Raw genomic sequence first — 22,661 nt, forward strand, 5'->3', positions numbered from 1 at the left:
CTCAGGCCAAAGCTTCACGCAGCCGTGCGCTCCAGGCGCCCAGCTGGGTCTCGATGATGGTGTCGTTTGCGGTCACGCGCACATCCACCTCGGTGGTGGGCACGAATTCGATGCCGGCTTCGCCGCAGCGATTGCGCAGCTGGTCCAGCAGATCCTGCGGGCCGGCAATGCGCAGCATCGGCGCATGGGCGTCCGAGAGCAGGCGGGCGATCTGGGCAATGAGATCCTCGGTGGCCTTGGCGCGCACGGCTTCGCCCAGGAACGGCAGCAGCAGGCGGCCGGTGGCATTGGCGATGCGCTCTTCCATCTCGGCCAGCGCGGTCTTGAGGCTCTCGCCGAGAACGGTGGCGCTCTCGGTGGTCCATTGCTGGCGCACCAGCTCAAGGTGGGATTCGAAGGCGGCGGCATCGCGGGCGCGCTCGGCCTCGAACTCGATGCGGGCGGCCTCGCGGGCTTCGGCCTTGGCGGCTTCCACGGCGGCGGCCAGAACCACGGCCGGATCGGGCGGAGCTTCCTTGACCGGGCGGGCAGGCGTGCCGTCGGCCTTGGGCTTGGCCTCAACCTTGGGCTTGGGCTCGTAGAGCGGCTTCATGGGCCCGACGGCGCCGGGCCTGTGGAATTCGGAAGGGGCGGGGGTCGGCTTGCCGCCGGCCTCGCCGAACTGGGCGATGTGCTGCTTCAGAAGAAGGGCGCTCATGCCTTGGTTTCCTGGTGCAGCCACTGCCGGAGGATCGCGGCAGCCTGCTCCTCGTCATACTCGACAATCTGCTCAAGCCGACGCTGGGGCGAACGGTTCACCTTGGAGGTGACGTCGCCGATCAGGTTGACCGGGCCACCATCGCTGCCGGTATAGCCCTGCAGCGTGGTCACGCCATTGAGCGTATCGGGGTTCTGCAGCGCCTGCGGCGACATGGCCACATCGGGCGGCAGGTCGTTGGCCGGGGCCGCCAGCATGGCTGCCTCGATGGCTTCCGCCTCGTCGGGCTCCGGACGGGCCAGGATGGCGCGCAGGGCGGGCCGCAGGCCGAACCAGATCAGCAGCACGGCGACAACCAGGATGGTCAGCGCATTGACCAGCGTTCCGGCCTGGCGGAACAGCAGCTCGGACCAGGTGAGCGGCGGCACCGGCTCCATGTTGTTGCCGCCATCGGCGAAGGGCACGGCCACGACCTTGAGCTTGTCGCCGCGATCCTTGTCGAAGCCGGCAGCGGAGGAGACGAGCTGCTCGATCTCGTAGGTCTGGGTCTCCAGCGGCGGGGCATCCTTGGCGCCGGTCAGGCGTTCCTTGTTCACCAGAACCGCGATGGAGAGGTTCTGGATCTGGAAGGCGTCGCGCACGGTCTGCGTGGTCCGCGAGGACAGTTCGAAATTGGTCAGCTCCTCGCGGCGCTGGTTGTTCTCGTTGTTCTCGGCGCCCTGCTGGGGCTGGTTCGGCGGCGGCGGGATGTTCTGCGCCACCGTGGTGTTGGGCTGCGAGGAGCGGTTCTGCGACTGGCCCTGCTCACGCACCACGCGGGTCGAGCGCTCGGCCTTGGAGGCCGGGTCGAAGGTGGTTTCCTGGACGGTGGAGCGATCGGTGTTGAGGCGCGAGGAGACGCTGATCTCGAAGTTGCCGATGCCGAGATAGGGAATGAGGGTGCGGCGGATCTTCTCTTCCGTCTCACGGTTCACCTGCTCCTGCAGCGCCACCTTCTTGCCCGAGCCGGCATTGGTGCCGTCCTCGTTGGAGGTGAGCACGGCGCCCTCGGTGTTGAGGACGGTGACATTCTCCATCTTCATGCCGGGGATGGCCGATGCCACCAGGTGGCGGATGGCCTGGGCGGTGGAGCTGTCGGCGGAATTCTCGGTGCGGATGACCACGGAGGCGGAGGCCGACTGCTGGTCGCGGCGGAACGAGCCGCGATCGGGCAGCACGATGTGCACGCGGGCGGCCTTGATGCCGTTCATGGTCTGGATGGTGCGGGCGATCTCGCCCTCCAGCGCGCGGACCTTGGTGATCTCCTGCATGAAGGAGGTCAGGCCGAAGGAGCGGACGTCGTTGAACAGCTCGTAGCCGGAGTTGGAGCTCTGCGGCAGGCCCTTGACCGCCAGCAGCATGCGGGCACGCGCGGTGTCGGAATGGGCGACGAGGATGGAGGTGCCGTCGGCGGAGACGTCGAAGGGGATGCTGGCGTCCTTGAGGGCGCTGCCCATGCGGCCGACGTCGTCGCGGCTGAGATTGGTGTAGAGGGGTTCGCGCTCTGGCTGGCTCAGATACATCGCGCCGAGACCGATCACCGAAACCACGGTGAGCGCGATCAGCGCGAGAGCCACCAGGCGGCGGGCGCCGAGCTGGCGAAGGTTGGACAGAAGCCGCTCAAGCTGCTCGCGGGCATTCATGCGCAACGCCTCTTGGGTAATTGCCTTCAGGGGGGAACCGACTGGGGTCGAGGGTCCCGGGACGGAGATGGCGCGCAGAGCCACGGGAGCTCAACGCGTCTTCCATCGGCAATCTCTCCGGTCAACCTTGCACGGGCGTTGCAGAACCGAAATCCCACATCCCGTGGGGGTGCGACCCCTTGTGCGGTATGGCTTTGCAGCGGATATCGGACGGCTGTTGCAAACAAAAAAACCGCGCCCCGTGGGGCGCGGCCTGTGCTGGATACCGCACCGGCTGATCGCCGGCCGGCAGGTGTGGAGCGTAGCCACCACACCTGGAACCTCTCGATGAACCGTCCCCATCGCCACCCATCCGGGCGCCGCCTTGCTGCGGGAGTTCCGGGCCGCCTAGGCGGCCCGGGCTCGCGATGGATCAGATATCAACGAAAGAGGGTCATGATGTTGGAGGTCGAGGAGTTCGCGATCGAGAGCGACTGCACGGCCAGCTGCTGCTGGGTCTGCAGGGCCTTCAGCTTCGTGGACTCTTCTTCCATGTCCGCATCGATCAGCGAGCCGATCGAGGAGGTGTTGATGTCGATCAGCGACTGGGCGAAGGACTGCTGGGACTCGAGGCGGGTCTCGGTGGTGCCGAGGGCGACCGCGCCGCTCCGGATGCCAGCCATCGTGGCGTCGATGAGCTTCATGTAGCTGTCGATCTTGGCCAGATCGGCCTTGCTGCCGGTCAGTTCCGAGATGTCGATGTCGGAGATGGACAGGGTCTCGGTCACAGTGGCGCCGTCAATGGTGCCGCTGAGCGTGTACTCGGTGTCCATGAAGCCCTTGAGGCTGCCGGCGGCGGTCGCGACGGTGACCGTGAGGTCAGCATCGGTGGACGCCGTCGTGGCCACGAGGGTCACAGCCTTGTCGATGGTGGACGAGCTGCCCGTGGACGTGCCGCTGGTCTTGGCATCGTACAGGGTGAAGGCGCCCGTATCGAGATCGGCGGTGCCGACGCTCACCACGCCGTCATTGCGCGAGAAGTTGGCCAGGAGGCTCTTCTCGGCATTGTAGCCGGCGGCGGACGAGTCGACCGACAGCCAGTTGGAGTCGTTCACCACGGCGCTGTTGGAAGCGGATTCGATGTCCGACAGGGCCGCCGCGATATCCTTCTGGTAGGACGCGCGATCGGTGCTGGAAGACTTGGCGCTGACCAGGGCTTCCTTGATGGTCTGCAGCGCGTTGAGAACCTGATCGATACCGGTGGAGGAGGTCTTCACCGAGGACAGATCGAGGTTGATCGCGTCCTTCACCGCGCCGAGAGCGCCGTTATCCGACGTCAGGGTGGTGGAGATGTTCCAGTAAGCAGCACCATCGGCAGCGCCGTTGATCTTCTTACCGGTGGAGACGCGGTCATTGGTGGTGTTGAGGTCGTTGTTGATGGACCGCAGCGTCGCAAGAGCAACGGTGGCGGCATTGTTGGTGATGATGCTGGTCATGGTTGCATGTCCCTCAGTTGAAAATAAAACTGATTTTTAGGGGGACATTCCGGTCTAAATACCGGCAGATGACGGAGCGGCTTCATGCCTTTGACTGATGATTTGTTGGGATCATCGATGCTCTAATTGAGCGGTCAATCCGTCATGGGTTGAACTATATACGAGTTTTTCATTCCGTCTCGCGCTTTTTTGATGAGTCTCGGGGTATTTTAAATATTGCGTACGATTTTTTATTTCATAGCTGACGTCGTAATTTAAAATAGCGAGCTATAAATATGATTAAATATTTGATTCAAAAATTCAATTTTTGAGTGTGATTCTCTATTCTTGGCTATGCGCCTCTCTGTGTGAGGAAAGTGCGACATAATGTCGATGATGCGGTAGCGGCCACCGGGCGGTAGCTGGCATCTGCTGTTGATCTGTCCCGGAACATACGATGCCGTGGCGGGCGGGGTGGCCGGAGGCAGGCCCTGATCCGCGCGGGCCGTGCTGACGATCAGCCTCGAACGGGCGGGTCGGGCTCACCCGCCCAACGTTGCTCAATAAAAAGGCCGCACCCGGAAAAGGGTGCGGCCTGTACGCGGTGCCGGCAGGATACGCGCCGGCGGGCGTGGAAAGACCCACCACGGTCGGTCCCCTTGTTGAACCTTCGCCATCGCCACCCAACGGGGCGCCGCCTTGCTGCGGAAGTTCCGGGCCGCCTAAGCGGCCCGGGCTCGCGATGCATCAGAACTCACTGGAAGAGAGTCATGATGTTGGAGGTCGAGGAGTTCGCGATCGAGAGCGACTGCACGGCCAGCTGCTGCTGGGTCTGCAGGGCCTTCAGCTTGGTGGACTCTTCCTCCATGTCCGCATCGACCAGCGAGCCGATCGAGGTGGTGTTGATGTCGATCAGCGACTGGGCAAACGTCTGCTGGGACTCCAGACGGGTCTCGGTGGTGCCGAGAGAGGTCTGGCCGCTGGCAATCCCCGACATGGTGGCGTCGATGATCTTCAGGTAGGTGGCGATCTTGGCCAGATCGGCATCGCTGCCGGTCAGTTCCGAGATGTCGATGTCGGCGATGGAGAGCGACTCGGACACAGTGGCGCCGTCAACGGTGCCGCTGATGTCGTAGGTCGTGTCCATGAAGCCCTTCAGGTCGCCGGCATTGGTGCCGACGGAGACCGTCAGGTCGCCATCCTTCGACGCCGTCGTGGCCACGAGGGTCACGGCCTTGTCGATGGTGGAGGAGCTGCCGGTCGAGGTGTTGGCGGTGGCCGCGTCGTACACGGTGAAGTCACCGGTATCGAGAGCGGCGGTGCCAACCGTGACCACGCCGTCATTGCGCGAGAAGTTGGCCAGGAGGCTCTTCTCGGCGTTGTAGCCGGTCGCCGAGGAGTCGGTCGACAGCCAGTTCGAGTCGTTGACCACGGCGCTGGAAGCGGCGGAGTCAACGTCGGAGATGGCGGCGGCGATGTCCTTCTGGAGCGAAGCGCGGTCGGCGCTGGCGCTCTGGGCGCTGACCAGGGCTTCCTTGATGGTCTGGAGGCTCGTGTAGATCTGATCCAGGCCGGCAGAGCTGGTCGACACCGACGACAGGTCGAGGTTGATGGCATCCTTCACCGCGCCGAGAGCGCCGTTATCCGACGTCAGGGTGGTGGAGATGTTCCAGTAGGCGGCGCCATCGGCGGCAGAATTGATCTTCTTGCCGGTGGAGACGCGGTCGTTGGTGGTGTTGAGGTCGTTGTTGATGGACCGCAGCGTCGCGAGAGCAACGGTAGCGGCGTTGTTGGTGATGATGCTGGTCATGGTCGTATGTCCCTCAGAAAAACTGAATATAAGGGGACATCCCGGTCTGGTGGCCGGTGATGGCAGAGCGGCATCATGCCTTTGACTGAAGATCGTGAGAGTCTTCGTGGCTCTAAATCGAACCGTCAATCTGCCATGTGATGAACTGTATCTATTAATTTCGATAAGAGTCGAAGTTTATTGAATCGAATTGTTTCCAATTGACCGTTTGTATTTCCAGATACGAATCAATGTTTCCGAGCTTAAGCTTGTGTTTCTGATACGCGCGGGCGTTGGCATTTGCGTTTTTCAGGTTGTGCGGGAGGGGTTGGTGGAAGTGCCGATAAGTCTCTGATCCAAAATGAAAATCAGAACTTCACCCGTGTCGCTCTATCGCGATGCGGTGGTGTTGCGCGGCGGCTGCGGCAGGGTGTGGATCCGTGCGGGGCAGGCGTGCGTGCCGGGTGCGGAGCGCTCCGGACGTATCAAGGCCTGCGGCGCGTGCGGGATGCCGGATGGTGGCGGAAAATCAGCGCTGCCATGGGCTGGCGCGGGCATGGCCGCATGCGTGGAGGGCCGTATGCCTGCAAGGCCGTGTCCGGTGTCCGGCGGCCTCGGGTTTCCCAGCGCTGCTGAATAAAAAAAGCCGCGCCCCGGGAAGGGGCGCGGCCTCTGTTGGGTGCCGGCAGATTACGCGCCGGCGGGTGTGGAAAATACCCACCACACCTGGAACTCTTGGTTGAACCCTTCCCATCGCCGCCCATTCGGGCGCCGCCTTGCCGCGGGAACTACGGGCCGCCTAGGCGGCCCGAGCTCGCGATAGATCAGATATCAACGGAAGAGGGTCATGATGTTGGAGGTCGAGGAGTTCGCGATCGAGAGCGACTGCACGGCCAGCTGCTGCTGGGTCTGCAGGGCCTTCAGCTTCGTGGACTCTTCTTCCATGTCCGCATCGACCAGCGAACCGATCGAGGAGGTGTTGATGTCGATCAGCGACTGAGCGAAGGACTGCTGGGACTCGAGGCGGGTCTGGGTGGTGCCCAGGGCCGTCGCGCCGTTGTTCAGGCCAGAGATCGTGGCGTCGATGATCTTCATGTAGGTGGCGATCTTGGCGAGATCGGCTTCGCTGCTGGTGAGAGCAGAGATGTCGATATCGGCGATCGAGAGCGAGTCGGTCACCGTGGCGCCGCCGACCGTGCCGCTGATCTCGTAGGTCGTGTCCATGAAGCCCTTCAGGTCGCCGGCGGACGTGCCGACGGAGACGGTGAGGGCGCCAGTGCCGGCCGAAGCCGTCGTGGCCACGAGGGTCACGGCCTTGTCGATCGTGGTGGACGTGCCGGTCGAGGTGCCGTTGGTGGCGGCGTCGTACACGGTGAAGTCACCGGTGTCGAGCGACGCGGTGCCGACGGTCACCACACCATCCGAGCGCGAGAAGTTCGCGAGCAGGTTCTTGTCGGCATTGTAGCCGGCCGCGGAAGAGTCGGTCGACAGCCAGTTGGAGTCGTTCACCACGGCGCTCGAGGCGGCCGAGGAGATGTCCGAGATGGCGGCGGCGATGTTCTTCTGCAGCGAAGCGCGGTCCGCGTTGGCGCTCTGGGCGCTAACGAGGGCTTCCTTCATCGTCTGAAGGCTCTTGCGGATCTGGTCGAGGCCAGTCGAAGAGGTCTTCACCGACGACAGGTCGAGGTTGATCGCGTCCTTCACCGCGCCGAGAGCGCCGTTGTCCGACGTCAGGGTGGTGGAGATGTTCCAGTAAGCAGCACCATCGGCAGCGCCGTTGATCTTCTTACCGGTGGAGACGCGGTCGTTGGTGGTGTTCAGATCGTTGTTGATCGAACGCAGGGTCGCGAGAGCGACGGTAGCGGCATTGTTGGTGATGATGCTGGTCATGGTCGTATGTCCCTCAGTTTGAACAAGACTGAATTTTGGGGGACATTCCGGACTGGATACCGGAGATGGCAGAGCGGCTTCATGCCTTTGACGGGGGATCCCTCGGGATCGCCAGCGCTCTTGATCGAGCACGTCAATCTGTCATGGGAACCAGTATACAGCGCAAGCTGTCGTAGAGCTTGCAATTTTTTAGCTTAGCCGGCGATTTTGCCCCGAGCTGGCTATGTTTTCCGTTTTATCTATTTGAAAAATAACGAGAAAAATTTTTCGAAATTTCTGGATGTTTCTTCGTACCTCCCCAAAGACAAAAGACCGCGCCGGGGTGGGCGCGGTCTTTTGCATGCAAGGGAAATCGCCGGTTTCGGAGCGGCTACATATAGGAGCGCACCAGGCCGCTCACGAGCAGGTTCCAACCGTCGATCAGCACGAAGAACAGGATCTTGAACGGCAGCGACAGCACCACGGGCGACATCATCATCATGCCCATGGACATGACGAGGGTGGCCACGATCATGTCGATGATCAGAAACGGCAGGATGATCAGGAAGCCGATCTCGAATCCGCGCCGCAGCTCGGAGATCATGAAGGCCGGGATCAGGATGCGCAGTTCGATCTTCTGTTCCGGCCGGTCGTTCTGGGCTTCCGGCGTGCCGGGCACGAAGTTCGGCTGGGTCTGCGGCGCCGTCTCGGGGTCGTTGGCGGAAGGGCGGCCGGTGGCGGCGGCGATGTCCGCGAACAGCCGCAGATCCTTGGGCCGCACCTGCGAGAGCATGAACTGCCGGAACGGCTCGGTGATGCGGCCGTAGGCTTCCTCTTCGGTGATCTGCCGCTCAGTGAGCGGGCGGATGCCCTCGTTCCAGGCGCGGTCGAAGGTCGGGCCCATCACATAGAAGGTCATGAACAGTGACAGGCTGATCAGCACCAGATTGGCCGGCGTGCTCTGCAGGCCGAGGCCCGAGCGCAGGAAGGACAACGCGATCACGAAGCGGGTGAAGCTTGTGACCATGATCAGCAGGCCGGGCGCGATCGACAGCACGGTCAGCAGCGCGACCATCTGGATGATGCGCCCGCTCACCGCGCCACCGCTGTCGCCCAGAAGGGCGTCGAGCGAGGGCAGCTGCACGTTGCCCGGATTGGTGGTCGTCGTCTGGGCGTAGACGAGGCCGGCGGAGACGGTGAGGCCGATGAGGGCGAGGAGCAGAGGGCGCAGGAAGGCGCGCAGCCGCGCTCCTCCGGCCGGGCGGTGCGCCTCGGCCGGGGTCGTCTTGGCGAATGGGGTCATTGCACTACCAGCGTTTCGACGATCAGTTCGTCCACCCGGCCCTCGCTGCGTACGCGGGCTCGCTCGTTCATGTCCTCGCGCAGCTGCTGGAGAGCGCTCGGGCCCTCAAGCTGGCTGAGGGTGAGGGTGCGCAGGTAGGCCATCAGGTCTTCGCGCAGGGTCGACTCGGTGAGAGCCGGATTGGGCAGGGCGCCGTTCTTGAACACGAAGGCGGCTTCCACGCGCACCCAGGTGTTGGCGGGGGAGGCGAGGTTCACCACCACAGGCTTCAGCGACTGCATCATGGTGTTGCCGGCATAGAACAGCGGCGTGCTGGGCGCCGGCTCATCCTTGGCCTTCTGCGTCACCACGCGCTCGACCGTATTGGCGAGCTGGATGCCGAGGCCGCCGCCGGTGGCGACAGCCAGAACGGTGAGGAGAAGCAGGGCGAGGGCGACGGAGCCGCGGCCTGCGGAACCGCCGGCGGCTGCCGACACGAGGCCGGCGAGCGCCTTCCTCTTCGGCGGGTTGTCTTCGAGTGCTGCGTTGGCCATGAGACCCCCCACGGCCCGTCAGTAAGGCGACACGGCGTCGAAGACGCGCTGCCCCCAGGCCGGCTGCTGCACGTCGTTCAGACGCCCGCGGCCGCCGTAGGAGATGCGCGCTTCGGCGATCTTGTCGTACGGGATGGTGTTGGCGCTGGACACGTCCAGCGGGTTGACGATGCCGCCCACGGTGAGCACGCGGACCTCGTAATTGATCAGGATCTCCTGCGAGCCGCTGACCACGAGATTGCCGTTCGGCATGACTTCGGTGACGACGGCGGCCAGCGACAGGCGGATCTTCTCCGAGCGGTCGATGGTGCCCTTGCCCGAGGTGCTGGTGTCGCCGCTGAGGCCGAGGCTGGCATCACCCGCGCCCACATTCGCGCCCTTGCCGAGGCCGGACAGGTTGAGGGCGGCGGTGATGCCCTGGTTGCTGGACGATGTGCGCGAGCGGTCGGTGTTGTTGTCCACCTCGGCCTTGTCGTCGATGGAGAGCGTCACGCGGATCACGTCGCCGATCTGGCTGGCGCGCACGTCGCGGTAGAGGCTCTTGCTGTTCAGATCCCAGGTGGAGCGGAAGGTCCGCTCGTTGGGCTTCTGGAACGGCACGGGCACGGGCATGCGGTTGGCTTCCAGGCCCTGTCCCACGGGCGTCAGCGTCGGGCCGTAGGCCAGGCTGTCGTAGGGGTTGGTCTGGCAGGCGCCCAGCATCAGGGCGCCGGCCGTTGCCAGAATGGCGGGCTTCATCAGGAACGTCCTTCCGCTTGGGCACGCCGGCTGATGCCGACCATAGTGTTGGTGAGGGAGGCCGCGCGGGCCGGTTCCATCTCGTTCAGGATCGCGCTCGCCGAGCGCGGGTTGAGCTTGGCCAGCACCGCGGCGGCGGCCTCGTCGGCCATCACCGAGATCTGCGCGGCGGCCGCATCGGGGCGCATCTGCGAGATGACGGCGATCAGCGATTCGTCGGCCTTCTTGAGGAAGTTCTCGCGGCGCTGCAGCCAGTCCTGATATTCGGCGCGCTTGGCTTCGAGCTGGGCGATGCGCTGCTCCAGCTCCTTCTCCATGGCCGCGAGGGCGGCGGCCTGCCGGGCGAAGCGCGCATCCGCCGCCACGTTGGCGATGTTGCGGCAATAGGCGAGGGCGTTGTCGTCGCGCGGATCGGCGGCCTGCACGGCGGCCGGAGCGGGCGCGGCCTGCTGGGCGAAGGTCTTGGGCGCGAGGGCGATGAGGGCGAGCACGGCGCAGGACAGCGTGCCGAACACGCGGGCGGCGCTGGGCGACAGGGCCGGGGCGCGCATGGCGCCGGCGATGCCGGCCCGCAGCAGGGCAATCTCATGCTTGAGGTCGCAGATGCGCACCCAGGCGATGGCGCCCGCCAGCAACGCACCGGATGCGATGCCGACCGCATACACGGCGATCAGGGGCCACAGGGACATTGGGGCGGACATCACGGAGCCTCCATGCACAGCGACAATGCGAATGATGCGATGAGGCGCCCGGACAGGGCGATCGCGGACGACGGCAGGTTCTGGCCATCGATGCGATCCGGCGGGAGGGCACGGGGGTCCCGTGATCCCGGCGCAGCCATCATGGCCGCTCGAATGCCCAGGGGGTACATCGGCATCTTCCTCTAATCCCCGGCGGGGCGCCGCGGGTAGCGACACGTCCGCCGGAGTGGGGCTGTCCGAACCGGAGGCGGGAAGTCATCTGCCCGTGCCGGCCGGAGCAACGCCCCGAAACACATTGTCTGTGTTAACGGGTGATGCTTGCGCCACGCTGACGTGCGTGGCGGCGCCTTTTTACTGCACCACCAGCTCGGCCTGGAGGGCGCCGGACGTCTTGATGGCCTGCAGGATGGCGATGATGTCCGTGGGCTTGAGGCCCAGCCGGTTCAGCCCGCGCACGAGGGTCTGCAGGTCGGTGCCGCGCACCACGGCCAGATGGCCGCCGGCCTCGTCGGCCTGGATGTCGGTGCGGGGCACAACCACGGTCTCGCCATTGGAGAAGGGGTTGGGCTGCGACACCACCGGGGTCTCGGTCACGCGCACGGTCAGGCTGCCCTGGGTCACGGCGACGGTGGAGATCTGCACGTTGCGGCCGATCACGACCGTGCCGGTGCGCTGGTCCACCACCACCTTGGCGGGGGTGTCCACCTCGATGCCCAGTTCGCCGATCTCGGCGAGGAAGCGGGCGGGATTGATCTGCGGCGGGCGCTGCACCACCACGGTGCGCAGATCGCGCTCGCGGGCCAGCGGCTTGCCGTAGCGCGCCCTGGTATAGGCATTGATGGCGTCGGCCATCAGGGATGCGGTCTTGAAGTCGGGATTGGTCAGGTCGAACATCAGTTCGTTGAGATCGCGCAACTGACCGGGGATCTGGCGTTCCACCAGCGCACCGTTGGGGATGCGGCCGGAGGTGGGCACGCCCTGCGTCAGCGTCTCGGCCTGGCCCTGCACGTTGAAGCCGGACACGGCGAGCTGGCCCTGCGCGACCGCATAGGTCATGCCGTCGGTATTGTTGAGCTGCGTGATCAGCAGCGTGCCGCCCTTCAGCGAGGTGGCATCGCCGATGGAGGAGACGGTCACGTCGATGCGCGAGCCGATGGCGGCGAAGGCCGGCAGGTTGGCGGTGACGATCACCGCCGCCGTGTTGCGCGCCCGCAGCGGGTTGCCCACCACGTTGATGCCCATGCGGTCGAGCATGGCCTGGAGGGCCTGCTCGGTGAAGGGCGAGTTGCGCAGCGTGTCGCCGGTGCCCTGGAGGCCCATGACGAGGCCGTAGCCGATGATCTGGTTGTCGCGGATCCCCTGGATGGAGGAGATGTCCTTGATCCGCGTGAGGGCCATCGCCTGGCTCGCGAACAGCGCGAGGACGAGGCCAAGAAGGATGCGGGCGATCATTGGGCGCTGATCCGAACCGAGCCGTCTGCCTGCACGGTGCCGGCGATGGTGAGGCCGGAGTCCAGGTTCTTGAGGCGGATGACGTTGCCGACCGTGCCGTTCTCCAGCGCCATGGCGAAGCCGGAGATGGTCAGGCCACCTTCCTGCAGCACGACGGGGGCGAGGCTGTTGCGGTTCACCACCTGCGGATCGCCATAGGAATTGACGGCGATGGGGACGCCGGCGGGCAGGCCGCGGCGCGCGATCTTGCCGATCAGCACTTGCCGCGAGGTGGCCACCGCCACGCGATCGGTGGGGCTGGTGGTGAACACACGCTCGGTGAGCATGGAATCATTGATGGTGTCGCCGGGATAGATCGGCACCACCGGCACCGGCAACGTGAAGTTGCCGGTGATCTGGGGGATCGGGGCCGCCTGCTGGGGCTCATTGCCACGAGCCGCAGCCTCGGCCGCTTCCGCCGCGGCGACGCGGGCGGCGATGCTGAGCCCGCCGTTATCGGCGGCTGCGGCCGGCAGGCTCGCTGCGGCGAGGCCCGCCATGACGGCGAGCGCGGCGAGGATCGTGCGCATGGCGGTTCTCTTGTCCGATGGCGGGGTGACGGCGCCAGGCGCCGTCAGCGGATGCCCTTGGAGACCGTGCTCGCCATTTCGTCGGCGGCCTGGATCACCTTGGAGTTCATTTCATAGGCGCGCTGGGCGGCGATCAGCTCGGTGATTTCCTTCACCGGATCGACGTTGGACGCCTCCAGATAGCCCTGCTGGATGGTGCCGAAGCCCACGTCGCCGGCAACGCCGCCGATCGGGGCGCCGGAGGCCTGCGTCTCGCGATAGAGGTTGCCGCCGAGCGGCTCGAGGCCGCTCTCGTTCGCGAAGTTGGTCAGCACCAGCTGGCCGAGCAGCTGCGGGTTGGCCTGGTTCGGGATCTTGGCGTAGACCTGCCCGCTGGCATTGATCTGGATATCGGTCGCATTCTGCGGGAACTGGATGGCCGGGTTCACCGTGTAGCCGTCGGAGGTGACGAGCTGGCCGGTGGCGCTGCGGTTGAACGAGCCCGCGCGGGTATAGACCGTCTGGCCGTCCGGCGTGGTGATCTCGAACAGGCCGCGTCCGTTGACCGCGATATCGAGCGTATTGCCGGTCTGGGTCAGCGAGCCCTGGGTATGCAGGTTGCGGATGCCGACCGTGCGCACGCCGAGGCCGAGCATGGCGCCCTCGGGAATCACCTCGCCGCCGTCCACGTTGGGAATGCCCTGCGGACGCTCGGTCTGGTACAGAAGGTCGGCGAATTCGGCGCGCGCGCGCTTGAAGCCCGTGGTGTTGATGTTCGCGATGTTGTTCGCGATCACTTCCACATTGGTCTGCTGCGCATTCATGCCGGTTGCGGCGATAGCGAGTGCTCTCATGATGCAGACTCCTCAGATCGCCATACGGCTGACTTCTTGATAGGCGGCGACAACCTTGTCGCGCACCGCGAGGGCCGTCTGCAGGGTCTGCTCGGCGGACATCACCGCCTCGACCACCTGCTGGACGGATGCCTTGCCCTGAATGCCGGAGATGGCCGTCGCTTCACCCTTGCGCAGGGTGCCGATGGCTTCCGACGAGACGGAGGCGAGGACTTCGGAGAAGTCGGGTTCCTTGACGCCACCCAGCGACGGCACGCCGGAAGTCTCCGACGTGTTGAGGCGGTTGGTGGTCAGAGAATTGGGCGTGCGGACGCTCGAAGCGAGCGAAGTGATGCTTTCGATCATGACTGCGACCTCAACAGATCGAGCAGCATGGCCCCCATGGAACGGGTCTGCTTGATCATCTGGAGATTGGCTTCGTAGGTGCGGCTGGCTTCGCGCATGTCGGCGAGTTCAACCATCATGTTCACGTTGGGCAGCTTGACCATGCCCTTGGAATCGGCCGCCGGATTGCCGGGATCGTATTCCTGGATGAAGGGGCTCTTGTCGACGCCCGTGGCCTTCAGCTTCACGCTGGAGGAGCCGATGGTGCGGTCGAGTTCGGCCTCGAACTGGACGGTCTTGCGGGAATAGGGATCGGCGCCGGGCGTCGTTCCGGTGGAGCGCGAATTGGCGAGATTCTCGGACACCACCCGCATGCGCGTGGCCTGTGCCTGCAGGCCGCTGCCCGCGATCTGGCCGGCTGCCTTGAGGGGGTCGATCATCAGGTATTCCTCACGCTGGTCATCATCATGCGGTGGAAGGAGCGCACGATGTTGGTGTTGAGGGTGAAGGCCTTGTTCACTTCCGCAGCCTTCAGCATCTCCTGATCGAGATTGACCGAGTTGCCGGAGGCGGTGACTTCCCAGCTGTCCTTGGTGCCGTTCTTTGTGGTCTGGGCACCGGCGAAGGGAACATCGATATGCCCTTCGCTGGTCTTCTGCATGGTCAGGCGGGTCTGGTTCATGACCGCCGAGAAAGGCTCGACGTCCCGGGCCTGATAGCCGGGCGTATTGGCGTTGGCGATATTGCCCGTGATGGTGGCCTGCCGGACAGACGCCCACTGGGTCTGACGCGAGGCAAGGTCGAACAGGTACAACGGATCCAACGGGTCCTCCTGGATCATCTCGGGCGCAGCTTATGAGGCAAACCTTGCACGGGGCTGGCAGCAGGATCACCGGTTGCAAAGCGGGGATCCGGAGTGGCGCGGAGGGATCGTCACGCGCTCGGAAGGCTGGCGTTTGCGTGTTTCATGGAAACACAGAAACACTCCAACTCATTGATAGAGAACGTCTTGTTGCTTGGCTTGCGAAGCCGTCAAAGCCGGACATGCTCTAGCGAAACGCGGCAGGAAGCGGGCGGGACGGGTGCCGCGCGCGGGCAGGCGCAGGCCGCGCGGATCGCGCGGAGCTTGGCTTTGGTGCAGGCGGCCCGGCGATGGCGCCGGCCGCGCGGGGTCAGGCCGGCAGGCGGCTGTCCTGCAGGACGTCCTGGAAGCGGCGCAGCGCGGCGTCGGTATCCGCGACCTGATCGGAGAAAACGACGCCTTCGACCGCCACGCCGATACCCTTGCCGTCCAGCTCGATGCGGAAATAGACGGTCAGGTCCGGATGGACCATTTCCATGTCGAGCGACACCACGGGCGGCTCGCCCCAGTCGAACGAGATGGAGGCGTTATGGCCGTAGCGCAGCAGGTCCGGCCGCAGCGACAGCTCGGCCGAAGAGGCGATCAGGTCATTGATGTTGCTGTCCTGATGCGTGTGCACATAGCCGATAATCACGCTGGCATTGGTGTAGAATAGCTCGCTCAGGAAAGGGCGCAGGCATTCGGCCAGCGCGCGCTCATAGACCAACATTCCGAGTTCGCCCACGGTGTCCCGGTTCAGGAAGGCGTTATTTGCTCTGTGCATGAGAGCCTCGCGAATAGATGAAGTATAGGATTTTGGCGACTGGCCGATAAAACTCTTGCGGGATCCACTGATCCACCTGCACCGCATCGTACATGGCGCGGGCAAGCGGCTTGTCTTCGATGATCGGAATATCGTGCCGCTCCGCGATCTCGCGGATCTTGAGCGCGATGAGGTCCGTACCCTTCGCAACCACCAGCGGCGCACCGCCCTTCTGGCGATCATAATACATGGCGATAGCGTAATGTGTCGGATTGGCGATGACCAGCGAAGCCTTGGGCACCGCGCTGATCATGCGCTGGCGGGCGCGCTGCATGGCCAGCGAGCGCATGCGCGCCTTGACCATGGGGTCGCCTTCGGCCTGCTTGTGCTCGTCCTTCACTTCCTGCTTGGACATGCGCAGTTCGGCGCGCCAGTGGAAGCGTGACCAGACGAGGTCCAGTGCCACCAGAACGATGGTGGCCACGCACACCGCCGAAACCAGACGCACCGCCAGCGACAGCATCACCGAGGGCAGCAGCAGCGGCTCGCTGTACATGGCGTTGATGACGCGCCCCTGCTCGGAATAGAGCAGCACGCCGCAGATGATGGCGATGGCCAGGAACTTGAAGGTGGACTTGCCGAACTCGATGAAGCCCTGCTTGCCGAAGATGCGGCCCGCCCCGCTCACCGGATTGATCCGGGAGAACTGCGGCTTGATGCGCTCCAGCACGAGGCGGGGCGTGTTCTGGAACAGCGAGGCGATGAGGCCGGCGGCACCCAGCACCAGAACGGCGGGCAGCAGCACCTGACCCATGAGCATCAGCACGCCCCAGCCGAGAGACACCGCGTCCTCGGTGGAGTTGAGCCTGAAGCCGGCCGGGTCGTCGAGGAAGTGCGTCAGTTCGGTGGTCAGCACGCGGACCGGATTGATGACGAAGAAAGTCAGCACCGCGAGTATGCCGAGCATGCCGGCAAACAACGCAGCTTCCCTCGAGAAGGGGACGTTGCCCTTCTCGAGGGCATCGGAGATCTTCTTCTCCGATGCTTCTTCTGTTTTGCTTTCCTTGTCGGTATCGTCAGCCATTCCGACTTTCCGCTATCGGACGTAGGGTTCGTCGTCGTTGCCGGTATTGATCTCGATCTCGCCACGGCCCGCCATATCGAGGGCCATGTCGGTGATCGTCCGGCGGGCGTCTGCCACCTCCTTCTGCGCGGCGGGCTCGCCGCTGGACAGTTCCTGCTCCACCATACGCCGCACGCGCGAGCCGAGCGACTGCAGGATGATCTCGCGGAACTCGACCTCGGTGCCCTTGAGCGCCAGGATGAGCTTGTCGTTCGGCACCTGATCGAACAGGGCCGTACGCGCCTTGGGGGTCAGCTTGACGATGTCGTCGAAGGTGAAGAGCAGGCCCTTCAGGATTTCGGCCGACTTCGGACGGGTCGCGGCGAGCGAGGAGAGCACCATCTCCATGTCCTCGCGCTCCATCTTGTTGATGATGTCGGCCATGCGCGCATGCGGATCGGCGCCGGCATTGCGCGAGAAGTTCATCATGAAGTCCTCATGAATGGTCTTCTCGATCACCTGCATGGTGGCATCGACGATGGGCTTGAAGGTCAGCATGCGCCGCATCAGGCCGTTGCGCTTGTCGGCCGGGATGTGGCTCATCACCTTGGCGGCGCAGGACGGGCGCACCTTGGAGAGGATCAGCGCCGCGGTCTGCGGATGTTCCTTCATGATGTAGGTGGCGAGGATGTTCTCGCTCACCGTGGAAATGCGATCCCAGATCGAATGATTGGCTGCGCCCAGCAGCTCGTTCATGATCTCGGCGATCTGGTCCGGCGGCAGCACGCCGGAGAGCAGGCGCTCCACGTCCTGCGCGGTGCCCACGAGGTTGGCGCCGACCACGAAGCTGGTGGCGAATTCCTCGATCAGGTTTTCCACCGTCTGGGTGGACATGGGCCGCAGATCGGCGATGGCGCGCGTGACGAGCCGGATTTCCTCCGGCTCGAAGTGCTTGAGGATGCGGTTGGCCATGGGGGTGCCCATGGTCATGAGCAGCGCCGCCACCTTGTCGGTGCCGTGCAGCGGCTTGGACTTACCCGTAAGAGGAAGAGGCGCCATGGCTCCAGCCGCCATCAATTATTGTCCGAACCCGACGGTCCGACGATTTCGGTCAGTGTGACGCCGAAGCGCTGGTTGTCGTCTTCCACGACCATCACTTCGCCACGGGCGATGATGCGGCCGTTCACGACCACGTCCACGGGCTCGCCCACGCGGTGGTCGAGGGGGACGATGGCGCCGCGGCCGAGCTTCATCAGATTGGCCACCGGCATGCTGGCGGAGCCGAGCACCACCTGGAGCAGCACCGGGATGCGCATCACCGATTCGAGGCCACGGCCGTTGCCGATGGTCTCTTCCTTCTCGCTCAGGGACTTGGCGAACAGGGCCTCGTCCTGGGCGGCTTCCTTGCCCTGGTCATCGCTGGCCATGGTGAACTCCTGTCAGAGAATGGGGGGATCCGGCCGGTATCACGCGCGCTGCGGCAGCGCGGCGACGTCGGCGGAGCGCTCGATCTCGCCGTCCCGCACGAGGCGGGTGCGGCGGGCGGCGGCGTTGCGGCTGTCGATCTCGGCGATGGCCGCGTGGGCCTGTTCGATCTTGCCGCCGAGCGAGAACAGCAGTTCCCGGCCGTCGGTGTTGAGCGCCGCGATCGCCTGATGGGCGGTGATGAGAGCGGCGGAGCTCTCCTTCAGGATGCGCTCGTAATGGGCCTGATGGGCCTCAAGCGCCTTGAGCTTGCGATAGACGACCACCACGCAGGCGGTGGTCATCACGAGCGCGACCAGAAGCACCAGGTCAACGGGGAAGGATATCATCGAGGAACTCCTGGTTCTGGTTGATCTGGTCTTCCACCCGCAGCACGTAGGAGCCCTCGGCCTGGCCGAGATGGCACCAGAACAGCGGCTGGTCGGCGCTCTCAAGCTTCACCATGCTGCGCGGCGAAGCCTGCAGCCGGAGGACCTGGCCCACCTTGAAGTCGGCGATCTCGCCGAGCGGATAGTGTCGCTCCTCGAGGATTGCGCGAACCTGAACCTGCGTGCGGTTGACCTCGTCGCGGATCTGCTTGGTCCAGATCGGATCACGGCCGGAGGTCTCCTGCGGCGTGGTGCGCGAGAGCGCCTGACGCATGGGGGTGAGGGCCGACTGCGGGATGATGACGAACATTTCGCCACCGCGGTTCAGCGCCTGCAGCAGGAACTTGGCGGTCACGGCCAGATTGTTGCGGCGGCCGATGACCGCGAAGTCCATGCGGGTTTCCTGCCGCTCGAACTTGAACTGGGTGTCGCTGACCATGGCGAAGGCGCTGTGCAGCGCCTTCTGCATCTGCTCGAAGATCGCCTGCGCGATGCGCAGCTCGATGTTGGAGAAGCCGCGCTCGTCTTCCACCGGCGGCTCGGAGCCATCGGCGCCGAACAGCGCCTCGATCATGGTGAAGACGAAGTCGCGGTCGAAGCCGACGATGATGTGGCTGTCCCACATGGGCACGTGATAGATGCCCGCGACCGCCATGCCTTCATACATTTCCAGCGCGTCGCCGATACGGCCGGTCTCGATGCTGGAGAGGGAGTAGAAGGCCTGGGAGGCGGCCAGCTGGCGCAGACCCTCGGCGCAGAGCGTGCCGAGGCGGTCGAACACCACGTGCAGCATGGGCATGCGGTCGATCGAGAGACCGGCCGCATCCAGCAGCATGTCGCGGATGTCCTGATGGGAATGGGCGGCGTTCATGGATCAGGCGGCCTGCTGCTGGGGCGGGGCGTTGGACGAGGGCACGTTGGAGATGGCTTCGCTCTCCACTTCGTCGATCGTCGGGCGCTCTTCCTCGGTGATGGTCTTGCGGCCATGCTCCAGGGCGATCTGCGGCAGGGCGCCGTTCATGAAGGCGATCAGCGTCTGCTTCACGATGACGAACGGCTGGCACTGCTTCTCGCGCACCGACTTGATCTTGTGCGCCAGCGGGGAAACGATGGCGTAAGACGAGTAGATGCCGACGAAGGTGCCGATGAGCGCCGAGCCGATGTAGTGGCCGAGGATCTCCGGCGACTGGTCGATGGCGCCCATGGCCTTCACGATGCCGAGCACCGCGGCGCAGATGCCGAGCGCGGGCAGGGCCTCGGCGACGGTGTTCAATGCGCTGTAGGGCTTGAGCTTGGACTTCTTGATGGTGGCAATCTCCTGCTCCATCAAGGCTTCGATCTCGTGCGACTTGGCGTTGCCGATGATGATCAGGCGGGCGTAGTCGCAGATATACTGGGTCAGCTCCTTGTCGCGCAGGATGGTGGGGAAGTGCGCGAACAGGCCGGAGTTGGCCGGATCGTCGATATGCGCTTCCACCTCGTTGCGCGGCTTGGACCGCACTTCACGCATCAGCGCATAGAGCAGGCCGAGCAGCGCCAGGAAGTCCTTGCGCTTCGGGGCGACGCCGGACAGGGCGTGCATGATGGCACGGCCGGTGTCCTTGATGACGCCCATGGGATTGGCAATGAGGAACGTGGAAAAGGCGATACCGCCGATGATCACGTACTCGAAGGGCTGCCACACCACGTCCAAGTGTCCGCCCATGGCCATGAAGCCGCCGAAGGTGGCGGCAAGGCCGAGGACAATTCCGATCAAGACGCTCACAGTGAGGCCTCCCCTGTTGGTCGTCTAACCCTCTAGGTGACGTGCATTGCGCGAAGCTGGATTGTCCTGATCCTTCTGTTGCGTCAGCCAAAGGCAGGCTCGGACAAGCTTGGGATGTGAGGGTCCGCTTCAGGCGCGCAAAGTGTGCCTGCTGCCTGTCGTTTCCGTCGACCGTCCTCAAAGGTCGGGTCCGGGATGGCGGGTTGCCCGTCCCTTTATGCCGGTGCCGCATCGCGCCAGCTCTCCGGAGGCTGACATGTCCAACGGCCTTTATGTGGCCCTTTCCGCTCAGGTGACGACGGAAAAGCGCCTCGCCACTATCGCAAACAATCTCGCGAACATGAATACCCCCGGTTTCCGCGCCGAGGAGGTCAAGTTCGAGAGCATCATGGCGGAGAAGGGGGCCAAGGACATCCAGTTCGCCGGCGTAGGCGAGAGCTATACCTCCCGCAAGACCGGCCCCGTCACCTTCACCAACAGCCCGTACGACGTGGCGATCGAAGGCAACAGCTGGCTGGCCATCCAGACGCCGGACGGCACCGCTTATACGCGCGACGGCCGCCTCAAGGTGCAGGCCGACGGCCGCCTGACCACCGTCAACAATTTCAACATCCTTGATCAGGGTGGCACCGCCATCCTGGTGGACCCGGATCAGGGCACGCTGGCCATTGGTGCCGACGGCTCCATCAACCAGAACGGCAACCGGGTCGGCACCATCGGCATGTACGAGATTCCGGCCAGCGCCAAGCTGACGCGGCATGCCAATGCCTCGGTCATTCCCGACCGGCCGGCGACGGCGGTGCAGGACTTTAATTCCAACGTCATGCGCCAGGGCTATGTGGAAGGCTCCAACATCGACCCGGTCATGGAGATGACCCGCCTCATCACCGTGCAGCGCGCCTTCGAGAGCGCGGCGAGCGCGATCCAGGAGCAGGAGACGGCGCATACGGACGCCATCCGGGCGCTTGGTCCCCAGTGACGCCACTGACTTGAGCCAGAGACGGATCGAGGTCGCCGGATGAATGCCCTGGTGCGATTGCAGGCCGCGGTGGAATCGGCGCTGGAAGATGTGCCGCCGCTGCGCGTGGGCGGCACGGTGCGCGAGGTGACGCCCACCTTCTTCCGGGTGAGCGGGCTGTCCAGCCATCTGCGCCTGGGCGATCGCGTGGGCATCGACCATGAGGGCCGCACGCGGATCGGCGAAGTGGTGCGCGTGGACGATGCCGGCGCCTCCATCAAGCCGTTCGACGAGCGGGTGCCGGTGGGCATCGGCGAGAGCGCCTATCGCGTCGGCACCCTTGGTCTCAGCCCGGATCCGTCCTGGAAGGGGCGGGTGATCAATGCGCTGGGCGTGCCGCTGGACGGCGCCGGCCTGCTGCCGCGCGGTACCAAGCGCATGCCCATGGATGCCGAGCCGCCGCCGGCCATGCTGCGCCAGCGCATCGACAAGCCGGTCAAGACCGGCGTGCGGGTGGTGGATCTGTTCACCCCCATGTGCCTTGGCCAGCGTATGGGCATCTTCGCGGGCTCGGGCGTCGGCAAGTCCACCCTTCTGTCCATGCTGGCCCGCAGCGCCTCCTTCGACACCATCGTGGTGGGGCTGGTGGGCGAGCGTGGCCGTGAGGTGCGCGAATTCCTCGAGGGGCCGCTGGCCTCCAATCTGCATCGCTCCGTGGTGGTGGTTTCCACCAGCGACGAGAGCCCGATGATGCGCCGGCTGGCGCCGCAATCCGCGCTGGCGGTTGCGGAGTATTTCCGCGATCAGGGCGAGTCGGTGCTGCTCATCCTCGACAGCGTCACCCGTTATGCCCATGCCGCCCGCGACGTGGCGCTGGCGGCGGGCGAGCCGGCGGTGGCGCGCGGCTATGCGCCGAGCGTCTTCTCGACTCTGCCCAAGCTGCTGGAGCGCGCCGGGCCGGGGCCGGAGGGCACCGGCAACATCACCGCCGTCTTCTCGGTGCTGGTGGACGGTGACGACCATAACGATCCCGTCGCGGACGCCATCCGCGGCACGCTGGACGGCCATATCGTGCTGGACCGCGCCATTGCCGATCAGGGGCGATTCCCGGCGGTCAATGTGCTGGGCTCCATCTCCCGTCTCGCCGACCACGTCTGGAGCAAGGACGAGCGCGATCTGGTGCGGCGGCTGAAGAGCATGATCGCCCGCTTCGAGGACACCCGCGACCTGCGCCTCATGGGCGGCTATCAGGCGGGCAGCGATGCGGAGCTGGATCAGGCGGTGCAGCTGGTGCCGAAGATCTACGACGCCCTGCGGCAATATAGCGATGCCGCGCCCTCCATCGACTGTTTCACCGAGCTGGCACAGGCCATCCGGTGATCTCCGAGGTTGCCTTCCCTGGGGAGGGTGGCAGCCTCGCACAAGCTAGTCCGTCCATTTTGCCAACGGGTACCAGACACAAGGGCCGAGATGC

24 protein-coding genes are annotated in these 22,661 nt (G+C 64.8%); 2 read left to right on the forward strand and 22 right to left on the reverse strand.

Annotation, left to right across the window (positions count from 1 at the left end):
• Position 1: 1 nt before the first annotated feature.
• The 22 genes from IEW24_RS01835 to motA form a co-directional block, all read right to left on the reverse strand.
• On the reverse strand, positions 2–697 hold the full coding sequence (locus IEW24_RS01835) for a hypothetical protein (RefSeq protein WP_188574867.1): 696 nt from the start codon (positions 695–697) through the stop codon (positions 2–4).
• Positions 694–2,379, reverse strand: a complete 1,686-nt coding sequence (gene fliF / locus IEW24_RS01840; protein WP_188574869.1) for a flagellar basal-body MS-ring/collar protein FliF — start codon at positions 2,377–2,379, stop codon at positions 694–696. Before fliF ends, IEW24_RS01835 begins: the two co-directional genes overlap by 4 nt.
• 419 nt (positions 2,380–2,798) lie before the next feature.
• Entirely contained in the window at positions 2,799–3,854 is a 1,056-nt protein-coding gene (locus tag IEW24_RS01845; protein WP_188574870.1) for a flagellin N-terminal helical domain-containing protein, read from the reverse strand.
• Between the two features lie 733 nt (positions 3,855–4,587).
• Positions 4,588–5,643, reverse strand: a complete 1,056-nt coding sequence (locus tag IEW24_RS01850; protein ID WP_188574874.1) for a flagellin N-terminal helical domain-containing protein — start codon at positions 5,641–5,643, stop codon at positions 4,588–4,590.
• Positions 5,644–6,453: 810 nt separating this feature from the next.
• The gene (locus IEW24_RS01855; protein WP_188574876.1) at positions 6,454–7,512 is read right to left on the reverse strand and encodes a flagellin N-terminal helical domain-containing protein; all 1,059 of its coding nucleotides are present in this window, start codon (positions 7,510–7,512) and stop codon (positions 6,454–6,456) included.
• A 370-nt stretch (positions 7,513–7,882) separates the two neighbouring features.
• Positions 7,883–8,794 carry an EscR/YscR/HrcR family type III secretion system export apparatus protein gene (locus IEW24_RS01860; RefSeq protein ID WP_188574878.1) on the reverse strand — a complete coding sequence of 304 codons (912 nt, stop codon included), beginning with the start codon at positions 8,792–8,794 and terminating at the stop codon, positions 7,883–7,885.
• On the reverse strand, positions 8,791–9,327 hold the full coding sequence (locus IEW24_RS01865) for a flagellar basal body-associated FliL family protein (protein WP_188574880.1): 537 nt from the start codon (positions 9,325–9,327) through the stop codon (positions 8,791–8,793). The genes IEW24_RS01860 and IEW24_RS01865 overlap by 4 nt, the downstream gene beginning before the upstream one ends.
• 18 nt (positions 9,328–9,345) lie before the next feature.
• A complete protein-coding gene (gene flgH, locus IEW24_RS01870) occupies positions 9,346–10,065 on the reverse strand; it encodes a flagellar basal body L-ring protein FlgH (RefSeq protein WP_188574881.1) in 720 nt (239 codons plus the stop codon).
• A complete protein-coding gene (locus IEW24_RS01875) occupies positions 10,065–10,754 on the reverse strand; it encodes a MotE family protein (RefSeq protein WP_188574884.1) in 690 nt (229 codons plus the stop codon). Before IEW24_RS01875 ends, flgH begins: the two co-directional genes overlap by 1 nt.
• A 363-nt stretch (positions 10,755–11,117) precedes the next feature.
• Positions 11,118–12,218, reverse strand: coding sequence for a flagellar basal body P-ring protein FlgI (gene flgI, locus IEW24_RS01880; RefSeq protein WP_188574886.1), 1,101 nt, complete (start codon positions 12,216–12,218; stop codon positions 11,118–11,120).
• Entirely contained in the window at positions 12,215–12,787 is a 573-nt protein-coding gene (gene flgA, locus IEW24_RS01885; protein ID WP_188574888.1) for a flagellar basal body P-ring formation chaperone FlgA, read from the reverse strand. Before flgA ends, flgI begins: the two co-directional genes overlap by 4 nt.
• Positions 12,788–12,831: 44 nt before the next feature.
• Complete coding sequence (gene flgG / locus IEW24_RS01890) at positions 12,832–13,620, reverse strand: flagellar basal-body rod protein FlgG (RefSeq protein ID WP_188574890.1); 789 nt, start codon at positions 13,618–13,620, stop codon at positions 12,832–12,834.
• 12 nt (positions 13,621–13,632) lie between these two features.
• The gene (gene fliE / locus IEW24_RS01895) at positions 13,633–13,965 is read right to left on the reverse strand and encodes a flagellar hook-basal body complex protein FliE (protein WP_188574892.1); all 333 of its coding nucleotides are present in this window, start codon (positions 13,963–13,965) and stop codon (positions 13,633–13,635) included.
• Positions 13,962–14,381: a flagellar basal body rod protein FlgC gene (gene flgC / locus IEW24_RS01900; RefSeq protein ID WP_188577249.1), complete on the reverse strand. Its 420-nt coding sequence runs from the start codon at positions 14,379–14,381 to the stop codon at positions 13,962–13,964. The genes fliE and flgC overlap by 4 nt, the downstream gene beginning before the upstream one ends.
• A gap of 2 nt (positions 14,382–14,383) precedes the next feature.
• Positions 14,384–14,767, reverse strand: a complete 384-nt coding sequence (gene flgB / locus IEW24_RS01905; protein ID WP_188574894.1) for a flagellar basal body rod protein FlgB — start codon at positions 14,765–14,767, stop codon at positions 14,384–14,386.
• Positions 14,768–15,116: 349 nt separating this feature from the next.
• A complete protein-coding gene (locus IEW24_RS01910; RefSeq protein WP_188574897.1) occupies positions 15,117–15,569 on the reverse strand; it encodes a BspJ family T4SS effector nucleomodulin in 453 nt (150 codons plus the stop codon).
• Positions 15,553–16,632 carry a flagellar biosynthesis protein FlhB gene (gene flhB, locus IEW24_RS01915; RefSeq protein WP_188574899.1) on the reverse strand — a complete coding sequence of 360 codons (1,080 nt, stop codon included), beginning with the start codon at positions 16,630–16,632 and terminating at the stop codon, positions 15,553–15,555. Before flhB ends, IEW24_RS01910 begins: the two co-directional genes overlap by 17 nt.
• 12 nt (positions 16,633–16,644) lie before the next feature.
• Positions 16,645–17,670 carry a flagellar motor switch protein FliG gene (locus IEW24_RS01920; RefSeq protein ID WP_244644094.1) on the reverse strand — a complete coding sequence of 342 codons (1,026 nt, stop codon included), beginning with the start codon at positions 17,668–17,670 and terminating at the stop codon, positions 16,645–16,647.
• A gap of 14 nt (positions 17,671–17,684) precedes the next feature.
• The gene (gene fliN / locus IEW24_RS01925; protein WP_188574903.1) at positions 17,685–18,038 is read right to left on the reverse strand and encodes a flagellar motor switch protein FliN; all 354 of its coding nucleotides are present in this window, start codon (positions 18,036–18,038) and stop codon (positions 17,685–17,687) included.
• A 39-nt stretch (positions 18,039–18,077) separates the two neighbouring features.
• Positions 18,078–18,425, reverse strand: a complete 348-nt coding sequence (locus IEW24_RS01930; RefSeq protein ID WP_188574906.1) for a hypothetical protein — start codon at positions 18,423–18,425, stop codon at positions 18,078–18,080.
• Positions 18,406–19,335, reverse strand: a complete 930-nt coding sequence (locus tag IEW24_RS01935; RefSeq protein WP_188574908.1) for a flagellar motor switch protein FliM — start codon at positions 19,333–19,335, stop codon at positions 18,406–18,408. The genes IEW24_RS01930 and IEW24_RS01935 overlap by 20 nt, the downstream gene beginning before the upstream one ends.
• A 3-nt stretch (positions 19,336–19,338) precedes the next feature.
• Positions 19,339–20,229, reverse strand: coding sequence for a flagellar motor stator protein MotA (gene motA / locus IEW24_RS01940; RefSeq protein ID WP_188574910.1), 891 nt, complete (start codon positions 20,227–20,229; stop codon positions 19,339–19,341).
• 256 nt (positions 20,230–20,485) lie between these two features.
• On the opposite strand from motA, the gene flgF reads away from it, so the two are divergent.
• Together flgF and fliI are read left to right on the forward strand one after the other, a co-directional pair.
• Positions 20,486–21,208 carry a flagellar basal-body rod protein FlgF gene (gene flgF / locus IEW24_RS01945; RefSeq protein WP_188574912.1) on the forward strand — a complete coding sequence of 241 codons (723 nt, stop codon included), beginning with the start codon at positions 20,486–20,488 and terminating at the stop codon, positions 21,206–21,208.
• A gap of 39 nt (positions 21,209–21,247) precedes the next feature.
• Positions 21,248–22,567 (forward strand): flagellar protein export ATPase FliI, encoded by a 1,320-nt coding sequence (fliI, locus tag IEW24_RS01950; protein ID WP_188574914.1) that lies wholly within the window; start codon positions 21,248–21,250, stop codon positions 22,565–22,567.
• Positions 22,568–22,661: the final 94 nt, after the last annotated feature.

This window comes from Azorhizobium oxalatiphilum (genome assembly GCF_014635325.1).
GTDB lineage: Bacteria > Pseudomonadota > Alphaproteobacteria > Rhizobiales > Xanthobacteraceae > Azorhizobium > Azorhizobium oxalatiphilum.

What these genes read in the sequence shown, in the direction of transcription:
- IEW24_RS01835 (WP_188574867.1), bottom strand. Translation starts at nt 697, where the DNA reads ATGAGCGCCCTTCTTCTGAAGCAGCACATCGCCCAGTTCGGCGAGGCC.
- fliF (WP_188574869.1), bottom strand. Translation starts at nt 2,379, where the DNA reads ATGAATGCCCGCGAGCAGCTTGAGCGGCTTCTGTCCAACCTTCGCCAG.
- IEW24_RS01845 (WP_188574870.1), bottom strand. Translation starts at nt 3,854, where the DNA reads ATGACCAGCATCATCACCAACAATGCCGCCACCGTTGCTCTTGCGACG.
- IEW24_RS01850 (WP_188574874.1), bottom strand. Translation starts at nt 5,643, where the DNA reads ATGACCAGCATCATCACCAACAACGCCGCTACCGTTGCTCTCGCGACG.
- IEW24_RS01855 (WP_188574876.1), bottom strand. Translation starts at nt 7,512, where the DNA reads ATGACCAGCATCATCACCAACAATGCCGCTACCGTCGCTCTCGCGACC.
- IEW24_RS01860 (WP_188574878.1), bottom strand. Translation starts at nt 8,794, where the DNA reads ATGACCCCATTCGCCAAGACGACCCCGGCCGAGGCGCACCGCCCGGCC.
- IEW24_RS01865 (WP_188574880.1), bottom strand. Translation starts at nt 9,327, where the DNA reads ATGGCCAACGCAGCACTCGAAGACAACCCGCCGAAGAGGAAGGCGCTC.
- flgH (WP_188574881.1), bottom strand. Translation starts at nt 10,065, where the DNA reads ATGAAGCCCGCCATTCTGGCAACGGCCGGCGCCCTGATGCTGGGCGCC.
- IEW24_RS01875 (WP_188574884.1), bottom strand. Translation starts at nt 10,754, where the DNA reads ATGTCCCTGTGGCCCCTGATCGCCGTGTATGCGGTCGGCATCGCATCC.
- flgI (WP_188574886.1), bottom strand. Translation starts at nt 12,218, where the DNA reads ATGATCGCCCGCATCCTTCTTGGCCTCGTCCTCGCGCTGTTCGCGAGC.
- flgA (WP_188574888.1), bottom strand. Translation starts at nt 12,787, where the DNA reads ATGCGCACGATCCTCGCCGCGCTCGCCGTCATGGCGGGCCTCGCCGCA.
- flgG (WP_188574890.1), bottom strand. Translation starts at nt 13,620, where the DNA reads ATGAGAGCACTCGCTATCGCCGCAACCGGCATGAATGCGCAGCAGACC.
- fliE (WP_188574892.1), bottom strand. Translation starts at nt 13,965, where the DNA reads ATGATCGAAAGCATCACTTCGCTCGCTTCGAGCGTCCGCACGCCCAAT.
- IEW24_RS01910 (WP_188574897.1), bottom strand. Translation starts at nt 15,569, where the DNA reads ATGCACAGAGCAAATAACGCCTTCCTGAACCGGGACACCGTGGGCGAA.
- flhB (WP_188574899.1), bottom strand. Translation starts at nt 16,632, where the DNA reads ATGGCTGACGATACCGACAAGGAAAGCAAAACAGAAGAAGCATCGGAG.
- IEW24_RS01920 (WP_244644094.1), bottom strand. Translation starts at nt 17,670, where the DNA reads ATGGCGCCTCTTCCTCTTACGGGTAAGTCCAAGCCGCTGCACGGCACC.
- fliN (WP_188574903.1), bottom strand. Translation starts at nt 18,038, where the DNA reads ATGGCCAGCGATGACCAGGGCAAGGAAGCCGCCCAGGACGAGGCCCTG.
- IEW24_RS01930 (WP_188574906.1), bottom strand. Translation starts at nt 18,425, where the DNA reads ATGATATCCTTCCCCGTTGACCTGGTGCTTCTGGTCGCGCTCGTGATG.
- IEW24_RS01935 (WP_188574908.1), bottom strand. Translation starts at nt 19,335, where the DNA reads ATGAACGCCGCCCATTCCCATCAGGACATCCGCGACATGCTGCTGGAT.
- flgF (WP_188574912.1), top strand. Translation starts at nt 20,486, where the DNA reads ATGTCCAACGGCCTTTATGTGGCCCTTTCCGCTCAGGTGACGACGGAA.
- fliI (WP_188574914.1), top strand. Translation starts at nt 21,248, where the DNA reads ATGAATGCCCTGGTGCGATTGCAGGCCGCGGTGGAATCGGCGCTGGAA.